The sequence below is a fragment of the Granulicella mallensis MP5ACTX8 genome (genome assembly GCF_000178955.2).
GTDB lineage: Bacteria > Acidobacteriota > Terriglobia > Terriglobales > Acidobacteriaceae > Granulicella > Granulicella mallensis.
The window spans coordinates 2,915,794-2,931,426 of the sequence record NC_016631.1; the positions used below are offsets into that span (position 1 = coordinate 2,915,794).

Genomic DNA, 15,633 nt, shown 5'->3' on the forward strand with positions numbered 1-15,633 from the left:
GGATTAGTTTGCCCTCTGGGGCCGCAGGATCTCAATCAGCAACAGGCACGCGCCCACCACGATGGCCGAATCGGCCACATTGAAGTCCGGCCAGTGATAGTGCACGATGTGGACTTCGAGAAAGTCCACGACATGCTTATAGAGAATGCGGTCATAGAGATTGCCGATTGCGCCGCCCAGGATCAGCGCCAACGCAACGGACGTAAGTGTGAAACTGCGCCCCAGCTTCCACAGGAGCACGAGCACGAGCACGATAGCCGCAACCGAGAAACCGACGAGCAGGTTTCTTACGAACAGGGGAGACTTGGCGCTCTCAAACATGCTGAAGGCCGCGCCCGTGTTCAGTACATGTGAGAGCCGAAAGACCTTCGGGATGACAACAATCGTGTGACCAATCTTGATATGGGCTTCGATCCAGGCCTTGGTCAAGCGATCGACAAGAACCACGAGTGCCGACAGTATTAACAGTAACCAGCGCGAGTCGCGCCCCACTGTGCGAGTCGTCATTACACAGCCTCCCCGGACATTGCCGGAAAATCAATTGCTTCAAGCGCCTCAGCGCAACGCCCGCAGACCGCGGGCCAACGGGCATCAACACCCACATCGGGAACGACGCGCCAGCAGCGGCCGCACTTGGTGCCTTCGGCAACAGTGGCCCGGATGAGGATCACTTTGTCTTCATTGGTCGCGCCCACAACCTGCACGCTGGCTTGCGACACGTTGAAGAACTCCGGCAGAGCCTCTTCGTATTTCACGAGCAGGATGGCATCCGCAGAGCCTTCTTGCGCCATGATTTGGATGCTTGCTTCGAGAGATTTGCCGATAGCCTTCGATAGTCGCAGAGCCTCGAGTTCGACCATGACAATCGAACGAATGGCCAGCAGCCGTTCCCAGTCAGCCTCGATTCCCGAGACGGTTCCGGGCACGATCTCCTGCATGGCCGGAAACAACGCCAGATGAACGCTGGAAACACGATCCTCCATCTTCGGCAGGTACTGCCAGACCTCCTCGGCGGTGAACGAGAGGATCGGTGCGATGAGACGGGTCAAGGCTTCGGCGATGCGCCACAGAGAGGTCTGCGCGCTGCGCCGAGCCTGGCTGTTGGGGGCAAAGGTGTAGAGCCTGTCCTTGATGACATCGAGGTACATCGCGCTGAGATCGGTGTTGATGAATTCATTCAACGCCTGGTAGGCACGATGGAACTCGAAGTGGTCATAGGAGTTGCGAATCTTCGCATCGAGCTCGGCCGTACGCGCCAGAATGTACTGATCGAGCGGCTGCAGCGCAGCCCACTCCACCGCGTTCTTTGCTGGATCGAAGTCGAACAGGTTCGAGAGCAGGAAGCGCAGCGTGTTGCGGAGCTTGCGATAGTTCTCACTCACGCGCTGCATCAGACCTTCGCTGGCGGCAACATCCTCACGGAAGTCGACGCTTGCCACCCAGAGCCGAATGATCTCGCCGCCCAGGCGGTTCGCGACATCGACGGGATCGACGCCGTTGCCCAGCGACTTGGAGAAGGCGCGGCCCTGCTCATCGAGCGTCCAGCCGCTCGTTGCCACGTACTTGTAAGGCGCGGAGTCGCGAATGCCTACGGAGCTCAGCAGGGAAGAGTGGAACCAGCCGCGATGCTGGTCGCCGCCTTCGGTATAAAGATCGGCGGGCCAGTGCAGTTCAGGTTCGACGTCGAGCACGGCATGCCAGCTCGCACCGCTCTCGAACCACACGTCGAGAATGTCCATCTCCTTGCGGAACTGCATGACAGCGCCGCAGCTCTTGCATGAGGTTCCCGCCGGAAGCAGTTGCTCGGCCGAGTGGGAGTACCAGGCGTCGGCGCCTTCGCTCTGAAACAGCTTGACGATGCTGGCGTTGATCTTTGCGTCGTTCAAGGGCTCGTGGCACTTCTCGCAGAGGAACACGGCGATGGGCACACCCCAGATGCGCTGCCGCGAGATGCACCAGTCGGGTCGCGTGGCGATCATGTTGGAGATGCGTTCTTCGCCCCACGATGGGTCCCAGACCACGCGTTTGATCTCGTCGAGCGCACGCTCACGGAACGTCGTGCCCGCGCCCTTGGGCGAGAGTACGGGCGTCTCCATGCCGATGAACCACTGCTCCGTTGCACGGAAGATCAGCGGATTGTGGCAGCGCCAGCAGTGCGGATACTTGTGCTCCAGGTTGTGTCGGCCCATCAGCGCGGTTTTTGTCGCCACCAGCTCGATGATCGGCGCATTCGCCTTATGGACGAACAGGCCGTCGTACTCCGGAAGGCCGTTGCGCAGCTTGCCGTGAGCATCGACGTTGCAGGTCAGAGGCAGATCGTAGCGCTGGCCTGTTGTAAAGTCGTCCGGGCCGTGCGCGGGAGCGGTATGTACGGCTCCGGTGCCTTGTTCGGTGGTGACGTAATCGGCGTTGACACCGAGAATCTGGCGATCGAGGAACGGGTGCGCGAAAGTCACGCGGTCCAGCTTCGATCCGGGGAAGCTGGCGATCTCGACTGCGGTCTTCAGATCACCGATGAGATTGCACGGTAACCGCACGTCTTCCAGGAGGGCTTTTGCGACAATGTAGACGCCTGAAACGTCATCAATCGCGACGTACTCAATCTCCGGATTGAAGGCGACAGCCACCGAGGCGGGCAGAGTCCAGGGCGTCGTCGTCCAGATGATGGTGTAGACCTCTTTGCCCGCCAGCCGGGGATCGATATTCTCGGGGGCGCTCGTCAGCTTGTAGCGGACATAGACGCTGGGCGAGGTGTGCATCTCATACTCCACCTCGGCCTCAGCCAGCGCCGTGTGGTCATGAGAGCACCAGTAGACCGGCTTCAGTCCCTTGTAGACGTAGCCCTTTTCGTAGAACCCGTAGAACGTCTCGAGGATGCTGGCCTCATAGGGGAAGTCCATGGTGGCATAGGGTTTAGCCCAACGCCCGAAGACCCCCAGCCGCTTGAACTGCGAGCGCTGCAGGTCGATAAACTTCGCCGCGTACTCGCGGCAGGCCTTGCGGACGGCGACCGGGTCCATCTCCAGCTTTTTGCCGCCCAGCTTCTCGTCGACCTTGATCTCGATGGGAAGGCCATGGCAGTCCCAGCCGGGAACGTAGGGGGCATCGAAGCCGGCCATCGTCTTAGTCTTGACGACGAAGTCTTTGATGCACTTATTCAGGGCGTGGCCCAGGTGAATCGCGCCATTGGCGTAGGGCGGGCCATCGTGCAGGATGTACTTCGGGGCGCCTTCGCGCGCGGCCCGAATCTTGGCATACAGATCGTCGGCGTCCCACTGCGCCAGACGTGTAGGCTCATTCTGCGGAAGGTTCGCCTTCATGGCGAAATCCGTCTTCGGCAGGTTGAGCGTGCTCTTCAAGGTCTTCGTTTCAGGAACTTCCGGCATCCAGCTCTCCATCATTCGCGCGGCACCCATAGAACAGAGCCAGGCAACCCAACGCGCAAACTCTTATTGTAAAGTCAGCGGAGACATAGTTGCTGCGAGGGAGACCTCTTGCGGGTACTCTGCGTCTAAAAGAAAGCAGGAACGGGGACATAGTTTGTAGAATGAATCCCTGTGTGCGAATACCTTTCCGGTGCGGCATGGCAGACCGCAGTACACAAAATATTGTTTCAGTCTGGAAGAAGCTTCTCGTTTTGTAACTTATGGCCGATACCGATATCCTCCCCCCCGACAACCCCCAACACGCTGACGCGTCCCTTCGTCCAGCCGATGAAGCACTGCATCTGACCGGCGAGATCAAGGAAGAAGGCGTCTTTGCCTCTCTCGTATCCAGCTTTCGCGATGTTTTTTTTCCGGTTAAACTGCCTCCTCTCGTGCTCCAGTCCAAGCCGGTGGCCGTCGTGGATCCCATGGCTACCAAGCGGAGCCCTGCCTCGACCGCGGGTGCGGTGGCCCTTCACGTCGTCGCTATTCTTCTGATCGCGCTCCTGATAGCGCATCAGGTCCATATCGCGCCGCCGGTCAAGAAGACGATGGTTCTGACGGATATCGTCCCACCCCCACCGCCCCCTGTAGCTCCGAGACCCTCCCAGATTGGCGGCGGCGGCGGACAGCATGACCTTGCACCGGTGACGCAGGGGCATCTGCCGAAGCTGGCTCAGCAGCAGATTGTTCCACCCAAGGCTCCTCCCACCATCGCTCCCAAGCTGGCTGTTGAGCCTACGGTCGTCGTTCAGCCCGACCTGAAGATGGCCAACAACACGATGCCGAACATTGGCGCGCCTAATTCGACGCTCAAGGGCTTTTCGATGGGCAACGGCAACGGCTCTGGCATCGGTTCAGGCAATGGCAACGGCATTGGGCCGGGTTCCGGAGGCAATACGGGCGGTGGCGTTATGCATCCGGGCGGCGCGGTCAAGGCTCCCATCCCAATCTTTACTCCTGACCCCGAGTTCTCGGAAGAGGCCCGCAAAGCCAAGTTTTCAGGCAATGTTGTGGTCTATCTGTGGGTCGACGAGCAGGGAAATCCGTCCCATATCAAGGTCTCTCGCGGCGTAGGCATGGGACTGGATGAGAAGGCTATCGAAGCCGTTCGCCAGTACAAGTTCAAGCCGGCGATGCTCAACGGCAAGCCTGTCAAGGTAGATATGTACGTTGAGGTGAACTTCCAGATCTTCTAAGGTATTGATGCCAGTACAAGAAAAAGCCAGGTTTCGCCATACCACGATGGCGAAACCTGGCTTTTTCAGGGAATCTATCCGTGAGTTACGAGGGCTCCGGCCTCTGCGAAGGTCAGGTTTTCAGCAGGACTGCCCGTTGCTTCCTTCCAGGCGTTGAAGAGTGCCCCATAGCTCAGGGTGGAGCAGGTCTCGGGATCGATGCCTAGTTGCTGCAGTACAGCATCAATCCAGGCCGGCTCGCCCTCCAGTTCGGCCCACACGCCGATAGGGGTTTCGTCAAGCACAAGGTGTCCGCCGCCTTCCGCTACCCACTCGGTTCGGTACTTCTCATAACGGAATACCGAAGCGTAACCCAACTGGTTGAAGATCTCTGCAAGCGCCTCGGCATCTTCTACGACACTCTCGGTCTCGATCCGCGTCTTATAGCGCGCACCCGCGTCCCCATTGGTCGATTGCCGTTTGTGGGTCACCGTATTGCGAGTGCCGTATTGCCGCAATCGCAAGAGTTGTTTGCCGGCACGCAACGTGCGTTCCGGGGTGTCATAGAGAGTGTTGCTCTCGAAGGTTCGTTCCGTTTCGAGCCGAAAACCAAGCTCACTTGCGGATGACCGGAACCTCCGTTCATCCGTCACAGGAAACTTCAGTTCGATCTCCGCACCGTGCATGCGGTTCAGTATACGTTCGGTTGGGGCATGATAGGCCCACTATCCTAAAAGAAACATAGAGAGCCGGATATCCTGAAAGAACCTATGACGACGCTCCACCTCCACGCCGAAGACCCAGGGGATGTCTCCCGTGCCGCCGACCTGCTGCGTTCCGGCGGAACGGTGGCCTTTGCCACGGAGACGGTCTACGGCCTGGGCGCCGATGCGCTTTCCGAGGCGGCTGTGGCCAGGATCTTCGAGGCCAAGCAGCGCCCCTCCTGGGATCCACTCATCGTTCATCTTGCCTCTGCGACGGAGATTTCTTCGATTACAAACGTGGAAGGGGAATTGCAGCGCCGTGTCAATCTTCTGGCGGAGACGTTCTGGCCTGGGCCGCTTACGCTTCTGCTGCCGCGTAAAGTTGTTGTGCCGGACTCGGTTACAGCGGGCAGGCCGCTCGTAGGAGTGCGCGTCCCCTCGCATCCAGCGGCACTTGCTTTGCTTCAGGCTGCTGGCTTACCCATCGCCGCCCCCAGTGCCAATACCTTCGGTCATACGAGCCCTACGACGGCTGCCCACGTCCTGGCCGATCTGGAGGGGCGCATCGACGCGGTGCTCGACGCAGGCCCCACGTCCGTTGGGTTGGAATCTACAGTGCTCGATCCGGCACAGACGCCGATGGTGCTGTATCGCCCGGGTGCCGTCACGGCAGAACAGATTGCTGCTGCGACGGGCGTGCCCGTTGAAATCTTTCGCGTGGCTGGAATGTCGACAGCGCAGCCGAAAGAATCCCTGCCTTCTCCGGGCGTCGGTATTCGGCATTATGCCCCGCGGGCACGGTTGATCCTGGTGGAAGGTTCTGAGGAGGCGTTGAGGCAGACGTTGCGGGAGGTGTTGTCTCAAGGGGGAGAACGGGTCGGCGTGCTTCTACCCGATGGCTGGCGGCTCGATGCCGTAGCCCTGGTTGAACCCTGGGCTGCGTGGGAGGATCAGGCTGCTCTGGCTGCTGCGTTGTTTGCCGGTCTGCGGGCGCTCGACGATCGTGGAGCCACGATCATTCTCTGCCCGCTGCCGCTCTCCGGTGGTCTCAAGGACGCGATTCGCGATCGGTTGGAGAAGGCGGCGCGACAGGCGTAGAGCAAATCTCCTGGAGGTGTATCGCGAAACCACGATACTTATGGCCGTTTTTCCCCAGAAAAACGGTACTGCACGCCCGATTCAACTTCCCAGCCACAGGAGATTTGCTCTAGACGCTACTTCATGACGCTCTTGCCCGCCAAGGCTTCACTGGCCTTGTACATGTACTTGATGCCGCTCTTGTAGATCATCATCCGCCGCCGTCCGGCCTTGAGCTTTACGACGCACTTGTCGTACCACTCAATGACACCGTTGATCTCCTCGCCATCTTCGAGCACGACGGTCATCTCGGTGTGCTGCTGCACCTGCTTCTGGAAGTAGAAGACTTCGGCGTGGGAGCTCTCAGGAACGCTATGCGTATCGGACATCGCATGGGTTAACGGATCGTCGCTGTGCAGGGAATCGCGCCGCTGATTGCCAATCGGCAGATGGGGGCGCACGAGCTTGCGTGTCCCATTGAAGGCGCTAGCTTCGGCCTTGCGTGCGATCTCGGTCAAATCGTTCAATATCCTCTCCGGTTCAAAACCTGCCCGCGTCTGGAGCGACGCGAAGCGGCGTGTTTCAGCACGGCGCGGGGCCGCACAAGATTAACGTTGTAGAGCAATCGTTGTACGGAAGACGCGCTACAGCGTCGAATGGTTTCGCAGAAAATGCGAAGTCTATACAAGGATATTCCTATAACCGGCCAGCTACTCCCAGCTCAGCCGCGAAGGCATCCAGGCTCAGGCTGCGCAGCAGGTTACGCCGCATCCCGCTCTGCACCGCGTCCAGACCTCGGACAGCCTCTTCAAGCCACGCAAAATCAATGCTTTCTGAAAATCTCCGAAGTTCTTCTCGAATATCGGTATTGCGAATACGCTCGGGGGAACCGCCTTGCAGCAGCAGAACGTCCTCCAGCACGCTTGCCAGCGCCCGCAGCAGGGCCGTGGTCTTCGCCTGCCCCTCCGCCCCGGCGCGATAGGTCTCGGTCATCCGGAACAGGGAGGAGTGATCGCCGGTCTGCACCGCTCCGCGCATGATAATCAGCGCATCCGCTCGTGCTGCGACATATTCGGCAAGATTGAAGCCCAGGGCACGTCCGACAGCCCCTTCGCTCAGCCGCGCCAGCAGGGCACGTTCTGTCTTATTGCTCTCCGGCCGGAGCCGTGTCAGCAGGGTCTCGATCTCCTCTGCGGGAAGGGCCCCCAGGCGCACGATGGCACAGCGCGATCGGATCGTCGGAAGCAGCTCGCCGAGGTTCTCCGCAAGAATCAGAATGTGCGCATAGGTCGGCGGCTCTTCCAAAACCTTCAGCAGGGAGTTGGCCGCCTCTTTCATGAAGGAGGCCGTGGTGATGATGAACACCTTTGCCGGGGCCTCGGAAGGCATGCGCTGGGAGCGGCCGATGAGTGTCCGCACCTGTCCGAGCTTGATCAGCAACTGCGGTGGATCGGGCGGCAGGATCAGCACGTCAGGATGCGTCTGCACCAGCACGCGCGTGTCTTTCTTGTCGGTCTCGCGCATGTCCTCGCGCGCAGCGACGGCCTCTTCGACCTTCTGTTCCAGCTCCGCGCTTTCGGCGATGCGGGTGCAGTTGCGGCAGACGCCGCAGAAGTTTGCCAGGGGACGTCCATCGGGTGCGATCTCACGCGGTTGCTGTTCGCACTGCAGGGCCATCGTCAGCATGAGCGCGAGAGTGTACTTGCCCGCTCCACGCGGACCGGCCACGATCATCGAGTGCGGCAGACGTCCGGCAGCAATGGCCGCGCGCAGGCTTTCAACCGTCGAGGGGTTGCCGAGAAACTCCGCAAAGCTGGAAGGAATTGCCATCCCTTCCAGCCTATCGCACCTGGCCGGGGTGTTCCGGCGCGGCTTGAGGAAAGCGCTCGCGCGGAATCATGATCATCGGAAATTTGGGCCGCAGCGTAATCTTTGCCTGGGCCACGACGGGATAGCGATTCACGAACTCCAGCCGCCACTTCTGCGCGATGGTCGCGAGAGAAAGTACCCCCTCCATCCACGCAAAGCCTTCTCCGATGCATTGCCGGCGGCCGCCGCCAAAGGGGAAGTACACGAATCGCGGTCGCTCCGCCTTGGCTTCAGGAGTGTGGCGCTCGGGCCGAAACGCCTCGGGTTCGTCCCAGAACTCGGCGGAACGATGCATGACATATTGGCTGAAGAAGAAATGTGCTCCCGGAGGAATCTTGTACGGGCCAAGCTCAACGGCCTTCGTCGATCTTCGTCCCATTGCCCAGGCTGGAGGATAGAGCCGCATCGCCTCCGCAAAGACCATCTCCGTATAGCGCAGGTTGGGATACTCCTGCATCGTGACGGGCCGGCCTCCAAGCACCTGGTCAATCTCCGCCTCCATACGCTCGGCGACATCGGGATTCTGGCTCAGGAGATACCAGGTCCAGCTCAGTGCATTGGCAACGGTTTCGTAACCGGCAAGAAAGATCGTCAGCGTCTCATCGCGGAGCTGCTTGTCGCTCATGCCGTCGGGATCGCCTTCTGCCGCCGCTTCATCTCGCGCGGCCACCAGCTCGGAGAGCAGATCGCCCCGGCTCTCCAGATCTTCCCTTGAGAGCGCCCTGCGACTGGCAATCATGCGCTCCACAATCACATCCAACCGTGCGCGCGAGCGGCGAAACTTCATGACTCCCGGAATCGGCCAGTGCAGCACCCTCTCCAGTCTTGGAAAGGCGACCAGGTAGTTGTAGAGGCCCATGATTGTGTCGACCTCATCGGCCACAGACAGGACCTCCGGTGTTACCTCGGTATCGAACAGGGTGCGCGCTACGATGCGCAGGCTGAGCTGCATCATCGACTCGGCGATATCGAACTCCGTGTCTTTCTTCCATCCTTCGCGCGTCGTGGCCGCACTGGCGGCAATCTGTTCGGCGTAGCCCGCGATCCGCTGGCGATGAAAGGCCGGCGCGGCGATGCGCCGTTGGCGCATGTGGATCGGGTCGTCGGAGGTGATCAGCCCTTCGCCCAGCAGGATCTTCATCCGTTGCAGCGTCCGCTCTTTGACGAAGCTGCCTGCCTGGTTGATCAAGATCTCCTGAATCCAGGCGGGGTCGTTCACAAAGACGATCAAGGTTCCCATGAACCGGTAGTGCGCAATCGGTCCGAAGGTTTTATGCAGGTGCTCGAACAGGGGAATGGGCTCGCCAAAATTGACCCAGGCGCGCCGCATATAAAAGGGAAGCGCCTTGCGCAGGCCAGGGGGCAGCCGCCAACTGCCTTCTTCCTTCGCCTGAACGTAATCGTTATTTTCAGCCATTTACTGTGCCATGCGCTCGCGAACGATGGCGCGGATACGCTCTGCAATCGTCTCGATGCTGGCTTCCTCCGCAATCGTTACGACACGCTCGGAGTCTCGCCGGGCGATCTCGACGTATTGGTCATAGATCCGCCGATAGAACTCGTCGCCTTCGCGTTCAAAGCGATTCTCGTCCGTACCGCGAGTCCGGACGTTGCGTTCATTGCGGCGTCTGGCGCGGGCCAGGGAGCCTTCCAGCGGTGGAAGGAGAAGAATGGTCAACTCTGGCTGGAAGCCGTCGCAGACGGCAGTATGCATCGCCCGAATCCGCTCGCTCCCGAGCCCACGCCCCGCTCCCTGGTAAGCCTCGGAGGAGTCGGTGTAGCGGTCGCAGAGCACTACCGCACCCTCAGCCAGTGCAGGATGAATCACGTGTGCCAGCGACTGTGCACGGTCGGCGAACATTAGCGCCATCTCGGCTGTCGGAGCGATGCCGCCCAGTTCGGATTCGGTGCGGGAGTCCAGCAGGACGCTGCGAATACGATCTCCCAGGGCCGTTCCTCCCGGTTGGCGCAGTGTAACGACGCGAAGGCCTTCGGCCTCCAGCGCTGCGGCCAGACGCCGCAACTGGGTCGTCTTGCCTGACCCATCCAAACCCTCAAACGTAATGAAAAAACCTCGGCTCACGAAGCTGAGTTTACTGCACAGGAGTCGAAGGGCTTGTTTTTCTGGTTGTCATTCCTCGCTACGCTCGGAATGACAACCAGAAAGGCAAAAGCTATAAAGCTAAGGCTTCTCACTGTTGTGGGTAAGGCCTTAAGAGGAAATGCTTTTAGCGATGCAGCTGCGTGTTCCACGTTGCGCTGCTAGCAGAGAGAGCCACCGTGAGACGGCCCTGCAATCCCTCCTGCAACTCCGGCCCTGCCACGGTGTGTTCCTGCCGTGCAGAATCCGTCCAAATCACCTTGGTGGGACCATTGCCAAGAATCTTGAACCGGTAGTGATACTCGCCCCCTGCGGCCAGGGTTTCGGTCCCAAAGCTGGCGCTTGGATAGTCCAGCTCAACCAGCGATACGGCAGCGCCGGAATCGTTCCGCACTACAGCTTCGACGTAGGCTGAATGGCAGCCTGAAGCCGCCAGCAAAACAAATCCCGCAAGCCCACTGATTGCAAAAGATCTCCGTCTATCCATAGCCACAAGCCTACCAGTCACTTCGGATCTCTTTCGCTGGACTTCAGGCGGCGCAGCAGTTCGGGCAGTCGATTCACGGCAGCTACCGTTCGCAGCCATGCCCGGTTGTCCATCGCAGGATATCCGCTCACCACGGCTCCCGGTGCGACATCCGAAGGAATCCCACTCTGTGCTGTGGCCACAGCCCCATCGCCAACCGTCAGATGTCCGGCAACTCCCACCTGGCCGGCAAGAATGACGTTCTTGCCGATGGTGGTCGATCCGGCGAGCCCTACCTGGGAGCAGAGCAGCGTATTCTCGCCGACAGTGGAACCATGACCGACCTGCACCAGGTTATCGACCTTGGCGCCTCGCGCGATCCGCGTCTCGCCGATGGAGGCCCGGTCGATGCAGGCGTTGGCTTGTACTTCAACCGCGTCTTCCAGAACGGCAGGTCCGGACTGCACGATCTTGACCCAACGTCCCTCTGCTCCCTTGGCAAAGCCGAAGCCGTCCGCTCCCACGATCGCTCCGTTCTGGAGCACGACGTCATTTCCCAGCCGGCAACCCTCGCGGACCACGGCATGCGCATGTGCAAAGAAACGGTCGCCGATCGTCACCTCCGGATAGATCACCACATGGGGAAGCAGAACCGCATCATCCCCGATGACGCATCCGGCAGAGATTACGACATAGGCCCCAATATGCGCTCCGCTACCGATGCTGGCGCTGGGATCGATCACCGCTGTCGGATGAATGCCGGGGGCATACACCGGGGGCTTGTAGAAGACCTCAATCGCTTTGGCAAATGCCAGATAAGGATTCTTGATCCGCAGCGTGGGAACGCCGATGGAGGCAAACTCCGGTTCCACGATCACGGCCGCTGCCCGGGTCGAGCGGGCCAGTCCGGCGTACTTGGGATTGGCGACAAACGTCACGTGGCCGGGACCGGCCTCTTCTATGCCGGCGATTCCCGTAATCTCTACTTCGCCTGGAGCTTCCTGCCCGTCGCCCACTACCAGTTCCGCGCCCAGACGCTCTGCCAAATCCTTCAGCTTCATGTTGGCGATTGTATCGAAGGCTTGGGTCTACTCTCCGAAGAGCTGGGTCTGGATCGTGCTTGAGGCGCGCGCCATTGTCTTCTGCTTGGAGGCGGCACCGATAAAGCCCAGCACCTGAACCGAAATCAGGGCCGCTCGGGGAACGAAGAGGCGCTGGGTGTTCGACCGTGCATCGGGCGGTGAAACAGTAAGTCCGCGATCATCGAGAAGAGACTCAATAAAACCCAGATCGAAGTTCGCCAGCCCTTCGAGCGAATCGTTGTCCCGGAACCCGAGCTTGAGCCAGAGACCATCGGCACGCGGCCTGCTCAGAAAGCTGCGCCGCCCAATCTGTTCCGGATCGGTTCCACCCTCAAGATTGAAATCCTTTACATAAGCAATGGTCTTGATCTGGTTCAAGGCGAGGGGGATCACGCGTCCCGAGGTGTCGAGGACCTCAACCGTTTCGCCGGTAACAAAGCCGTTCTGCGGCAGATAGCCCCAGGTGACAGAGCCGTCGAACTGACGAACCACCGTTTTCTTCTGTGCGATTGCCATAGGGCAGAATTGCCAGTTTGTCGGATTGTCGCATAGGGATCGTAAACAGCCAAAATAGTGAATTTTCGGGTAAAGCGAGCCCTCCACCGGGGGAGCTGGAGGGTGTCCTGCGAAACCGTAGCAAAAATGGTGCAAAAAACTGGTAAAAGCAGTGGCCATCGTGTAGAATCTAGGTTTGCGTCGAGCCTTCAGCGCTCTCCAAATAGTTGATTCGCCGCAAGTTACACCACGGTTCAGAAGCGCCTCAGAACCATCCGGAGCGAAGAGCAAAAAACGATGGCTGATTACATCTATCTGCTGCAAACCCGACTGACAGGCGCACAACAACAGGCTCTGGCAAAGGTTCGTGATGTCGCGCGTGCGCACGGCATGACTGTTTTTCTCGTTGGTGGGGCCGTCCGCGACCTTACGAGCGGTTCACCCATCCGTGATCTTGACGTTACAGTTCAGGGAAACGCATTAAAGCTCAAGAAAGACCTGCAGCATGCCGGTGCAGTCCTGGTCGGCGAGTCCGATCTCATGCAGGCGCTTTACTTTACGTTTCCGGGTGGCATCCGCCTGGAGGTAGGTTCGACCCTCTCGGTCACCTATCCGAAGCCGGGTAAGCCTGTCGTGCATGCATCGACCATCCTCGACGACCTGCGCCGCCGCGACTTTACCGCGAACGCCATGGCCATCTCGTTGAATGAGGGTTCCTATGGCTTGCTGATGGACCCGCTCAATGGCGTTGCCGATATCGACAACCGCGAACTGCGGCTGGTGTCCAACTACGGGTTCATCGAAGATCCTGCTCGCATGATCCGTGCGGCACGTTTTGGCGCACGCCTGGGCTGGCACATGGAAGAGAAGACCCAGCAGCGCTACGACACAGGCAAGGCTGAAGGCTATATCTCCGCCATGGACAGCGCTGAGCGCGGCTACGAGACCGAAGAGATCTTCCACGAGGAAGACCCACTTCGGGTGTTGCGCCGCCTGGAGTCCGAGGGCTGGAACAAGTTCCTGTTCCCGGCATGGACATCGGCAAAGGCCAACGAGAGCGAATTGACCCGCCTGCGCGACACGGTGGGTCAGCTTGAAGCTATGGGGATCCACCCTGATCCTTCCGCCGCCTACTTCCCGCTGCTGACCGCAAAGCTTGCACCCAAGGACGTCGCGGATCTCAAGGCGAGCTTTGCACGTCCCGGATTTGTCGATCAGATCGCCGCACTTGAGGGCGAGACAAAGAACTTTGCCACACAGTTTACGAGCAAGGCGGCTGCCGCTCCTTCCGATGCCTGGAAGATGCTGATGTCTGCCGTTCCCGAACAGGTTCTGTGGCTGGCTCACAGCACCAAGACCGCGGCTATTCAGGCACGCTTCAAGGCTTTTTTTGAGGAATGGCCGCAAGCCCGTCAGCGCATTCCATATCAGTTGATGCAGGAGATGCGCATCACCCCCGAACTGCCCGGCTATGACGACCTGATTGGCGAGCTTTTCTTTGCCATTATGGACGGCAAGCTCGATACCCCTGAGACAGCCAGGGCCTATCTGGAGCCGTATTCTCCCCCAGCACCGCCGCCGCCGGTAAATCTGCGTCGTCGTGCTGTGAAGAAGGAAGCGAAGGTTCCCAAGTCTCGGAGCAAGAAGGTTGTGGCCGAGTCTGAGGATTCCAGCGACGTTGAATCCGAGACCGCGACTGCCGCACACAAAGAACCGGCAGTCGCTCCGGTGAAGGCGAAGCCTGTTGCCGCGAAAGCTGAGACTGCCAAGCCTGCGGTTAAGGCTCCGGAGAAGAAGGTTGTGGCTGGAAAGAAAGTGGAAGCCAAGGCTGCAGTCAAGAAGGCTGCGCCGAAACCCGCTCCCGCCAAGAAGGCTGTGAAAGCCCCGGCGAAGGCGGTCAAGGCACCGGCAAAGGCGATCAAGCCAAAGACCGTCAAGGCTCCCGCGAAGAAAGCGGTCAAGGCAGCGCCTGCAAAGAAAGCCGCTCCGAAGAAGAACCTGAAGCCAGCTCCGAAGCCAAAGGCCAAGGTTCCGGCGAAGGCCAAGCCTAAGGCTCCTGCCAAGAAAAAGGCGCCCGCAAAGGCTCGTCGCTAATCGATACTGATTGAGACACACCCTGACGCGAAGTCATCTCGCAAAGGTGGAGAACTCATGCAAGGTCTGCGACGGTCCGACTGGGGAGATCTGATGGCTCTCCTGGTAAGCGTGGTAGCTGCGGCTGTGGCTCCGCTACAGGTGCTTATCCTCTCGTACGCCTTTCTTGGACCCTTTCACTACCTCACCGAAATTGCCTGGCTGCGCGGAAAGCAGTTTTACTTCGGCAAAGGCCTGGTTTCGCCGCGTGTCTATGCGCTGCTGGCTATCGGCATGTCGATCCTGGCGCTGGTCGAGGGCCTTGCGAAGAGGGCTGACTTCGCCTTCTGGATCGTCGGTGTTCTGCTGTTCCTTTCTCTCACAGTATGGGTACGTAATCCCTATCTCCTCGTCATGATTGCGTTAGCCGCTGTAGGCGTGTCCTTTGTTCTGCGGACCTGGGTGTATTTCATCAGCACCATGGTGCCGACGCTGGTGCATGTCTTCTTCTTTACCCTGGCCTTTATGGTGAGTGGTGCGCTGCGGGACAAGCGGACGACCCTGTTGAAGTGGCTTAACCCTGGACTGCTGGCCGTTTTTCCGCTGCTGCTGCTCTTCCTGCCGATGCACTATTCCGCTCCCAATGGTTTCTGGTTATGGGCTGAGTCGGCAAGCTTCGCCGCGATCCACGCAAAACTCGCAGGCGATCTGCATCACACGCTGCTATTGAACTCGAAGCTGTTCAACGATCCCGTGGTTGCAGGCCTGCTGAGGCTGTTTGCGTTCATCTACCTCTACCACTATCTGAACTGGTTTGCGAAGACCGAGCTGCTGCAGTGGCATAAGACTTCGAGACGAGGATGGACGGGGATCCTCACGCTGTATGTCGCATCGATCGCAATCTATGCGTGGAACTTCCGCATAGGTCTCGTGGTGTCGACCTTTCTAAGCGTGCTGCACGTGCTGTTGGAGTTTCCGCTGAATTGGCACACACTACGGTTTCTGGCTCTTCGATGGCGTGGGGAACGTGTGGAGACTGCGACCGGTAGCCGGACGCAGCTTCAGGTTCCTCTTTAGGGTGTGTCATCAAACTTCGTTCTAGGTTTCTTGCTTTGAAGGGGCGGGGCTTCAGCCCCGCCGTAGGAACAAAGCAAGAGTCTAAG

The 15,633-nt window shown here is 59.4% G+C and carries 14 protein-coding genes; 4 read left to right on the forward strand and 10 right to left on the reverse strand.

Going from position 1 to position 15,633, the window contains the following annotated elements; genetic code table 11:
- Positions 1-3: 3 nt before the first annotated feature.
- Complete coding sequence (gene lspA / locus ACIX8_RS11990; protein WP_014265604.1) at positions 4-507, reverse strand: signal peptidase II; 504 nt, start codon at positions 505-507, stop codon at positions 4-6.
- Positions 507-3,386, reverse strand: coding sequence for an isoleucine--tRNA ligase (gene ileS / locus ACIX8_RS11995; protein ID WP_014265605.1), 2,880 nt, complete (start codon positions 3,384-3,386; stop codon positions 507-509). Before ileS ends, lspA begins: the two co-directional genes overlap by 1 nt.
- A gap of 260 nt (positions 3,387-3,646) precedes the next feature.
- On the opposite strand from ileS, the gene ACIX8_RS12000 reads away from it, so the two are divergent.
- Positions 3,647-4,624 (forward strand): energy transducer TonB, encoded by a 978-nt coding sequence (locus ACIX8_RS12000; RefSeq protein WP_014265606.1) that lies wholly within the window; start codon positions 3,647-3,649, stop codon positions 4,622-4,624.
- Between the two features lie 74 nt (positions 4,625-4,698).
- Here ACIX8_RS12000 and ACIX8_RS12005 read toward each other — a convergent pair whose 3' ends face one another.
- A complete protein-coding gene (locus ACIX8_RS12005) occupies positions 4,699-5,289 on the reverse strand; it encodes a class IV adenylate cyclase (RefSeq protein ID WP_014265607.1) in 591 nt (196 codons plus the stop codon).
- 84 nt (positions 5,290-5,373) lie between these two features.
- Here ACIX8_RS12005 and ACIX8_RS12010 point away from each other — a divergent pair, with 84 nt between their 5' ends.
- Positions 5,374-6,405, forward strand: a complete 1,032-nt coding sequence (locus ACIX8_RS12010) for an L-threonylcarbamoyladenylate synthase (RefSeq protein WP_014265608.1) — start codon at positions 5,374-5,376, stop codon at positions 6,403-6,405.
- Between the two features lie 116 nt (positions 6,406-6,521).
- Here the strand turns inward: ACIX8_RS12010 and ACIX8_RS12015 are convergent, their stop codons facing one another.
- From ACIX8_RS12015 to ACIX8_RS12045, 7 genes are all read right to left on the reverse strand, one after another.
- Positions 6,522-6,911 (reverse strand): RNA chaperone Hfq, encoded by a 390-nt coding sequence (locus ACIX8_RS12015; protein ID WP_014265609.1) that lies wholly within the window; start codon positions 6,909-6,911, stop codon positions 6,522-6,524.
- Between the two features lie 169 nt (positions 6,912-7,080).
- Positions 7,081-8,214 carry a DNA polymerase III subunit gene (locus ACIX8_RS12020; protein ID WP_014265610.1) on the reverse strand — a complete coding sequence of 378 codons (1,134 nt, stop codon included), beginning with the start codon at positions 8,212-8,214 and terminating at the stop codon, positions 7,081-7,083.
- Between the two features lie 10 nt (positions 8,215-8,224).
- On the reverse strand, positions 8,225-9,670 hold the full coding sequence (locus tag ACIX8_RS12025; RefSeq protein WP_014265611.1) for a cytochrome P450: 1,446 nt from the start codon (positions 9,668-9,670) through the stop codon (positions 8,225-8,227).
- Complete coding sequence (tmk, locus tag ACIX8_RS12030; RefSeq protein WP_014265612.1) at positions 9,671-10,336, reverse strand: dTMP kinase; 666 nt, start codon at positions 10,334-10,336, stop codon at positions 9,671-9,673.
- A gap of 145 nt (positions 10,337-10,481) precedes the next feature.
- A complete protein-coding gene (locus ACIX8_RS12035) occupies positions 10,482-10,841 on the reverse strand; it encodes a hypothetical protein (protein WP_014265613.1) in 360 nt (119 codons plus the stop codon).
- A gap of 17 nt (positions 10,842-10,858) precedes the next feature.
- A complete protein-coding gene (gene lpxD / locus ACIX8_RS12040) occupies positions 10,859-11,881 on the reverse strand; it encodes a UDP-3-O-(3-hydroxymyristoyl)glucosamine N-acyltransferase (protein ID WP_014265614.1) in 1,023 nt (340 codons plus the stop codon).
- Between the two features lie 27 nt (positions 11,882-11,908).
- A complete protein-coding gene (locus ACIX8_RS12045) occupies positions 11,909-12,418 on the reverse strand; it encodes a DUF6982 domain-containing protein (protein ID WP_014265615.1) in 510 nt (169 codons plus the stop codon).
- Positions 12,419-12,694: 276 nt separating this feature from the next.
- Here ACIX8_RS12045 and ACIX8_RS12050 point away from each other — a divergent pair, with 276 nt between their 5' ends.
- Together ACIX8_RS12050 and ACIX8_RS12055 are read left to right on the forward strand one after the other, a co-directional pair.
- Positions 12,695-14,491: a CCA tRNA nucleotidyltransferase gene (locus tag ACIX8_RS12050; protein ID WP_014265616.1), complete on the forward strand. Its 1,797-nt coding sequence runs from the start codon at positions 12,695-12,697 to the stop codon at positions 14,489-14,491.
- Between the two features lie 57 nt (positions 14,492-14,548).
- Positions 14,549-15,547 (forward strand): hypothetical protein, encoded by a 999-nt coding sequence (locus tag ACIX8_RS12055; protein WP_014265617.1) that lies wholly within the window; start codon positions 14,549-14,551, stop codon positions 15,545-15,547.
- The last annotated feature ends 86 nt before the right edge of the window (positions 15,548-15,633 follow it).

Bases quoted from the DNA above. Each gene is read 5' to 3' on its own strand.
- lspA (WP_014265604.1), bottom strand. From the start codon at position 507: ATGACGACTCGCACAGTGGGGCGCGACTCGCGCTGGTTACTGTTAATA.
- ileS (WP_014265605.1), bottom strand. From the start codon at position 3,386: ATGCCGGAAGTTCCTGAAACGAAGACCTTGAAGAGCACGCTCAACCTG.
- ACIX8_RS12000 (WP_014265606.1), top strand. From the start codon at position 3,647: ATGGCCGATACCGATATCCTCCCCCCCGACAACCCCCAACACGCTGAC.
- ACIX8_RS12005 (WP_014265607.1), bottom strand. From the start codon at position 5,289: ATGCACGGTGCGGAGATCGAACTGAAGTTTCCTGTGACGGATGAACGG.
- ACIX8_RS12010 (WP_014265608.1), top strand. From the start codon at position 5,374: ATGACGACGCTCCACCTCCACGCCGAAGACCCAGGGGATGTCTCCCGT.
- ACIX8_RS12020 (WP_014265610.1), bottom strand. From the start codon at position 8,214: ATGGCAATTCCTTCCAGCTTTGCGGAGTTTCTCGGCAACCCCTCGACG.
- ACIX8_RS12025 (WP_014265611.1), bottom strand. From the start codon at position 9,670: ATGGCTGAAAATAACGATTACGTTCAGGCGAAGGAAGAAGGCAGTTGG.
- ACIX8_RS12035 (WP_014265613.1), bottom strand. From the start codon at position 10,841: ATGGATAGACGGAGATCTTTTGCAATCAGTGGGCTTGCGGGATTTGTT.
- lpxD (WP_014265614.1), bottom strand. From the start codon at position 11,881: ATGAAGCTGAAGGATTTGGCAGAGCGTCTGGGCGCGGAACTGGTAGTG.
- ACIX8_RS12045 (WP_014265615.1), bottom strand. From the start codon at position 12,418: ATGGCAATCGCACAGAAGAAAACGGTGGTTCGTCAGTTCGACGGCTCT.
- ACIX8_RS12050 (WP_014265616.1), top strand. From the start codon at position 12,695: ATGGCTGATTACATCTATCTGCTGCAAACCCGACTGACAGGCGCACAA.
- ACIX8_RS12055 (WP_014265617.1), top strand. From the start codon at position 14,549: ATGCAAGGTCTGCGACGGTCCGACTGGGGAGATCTGATGGCTCTCCTG.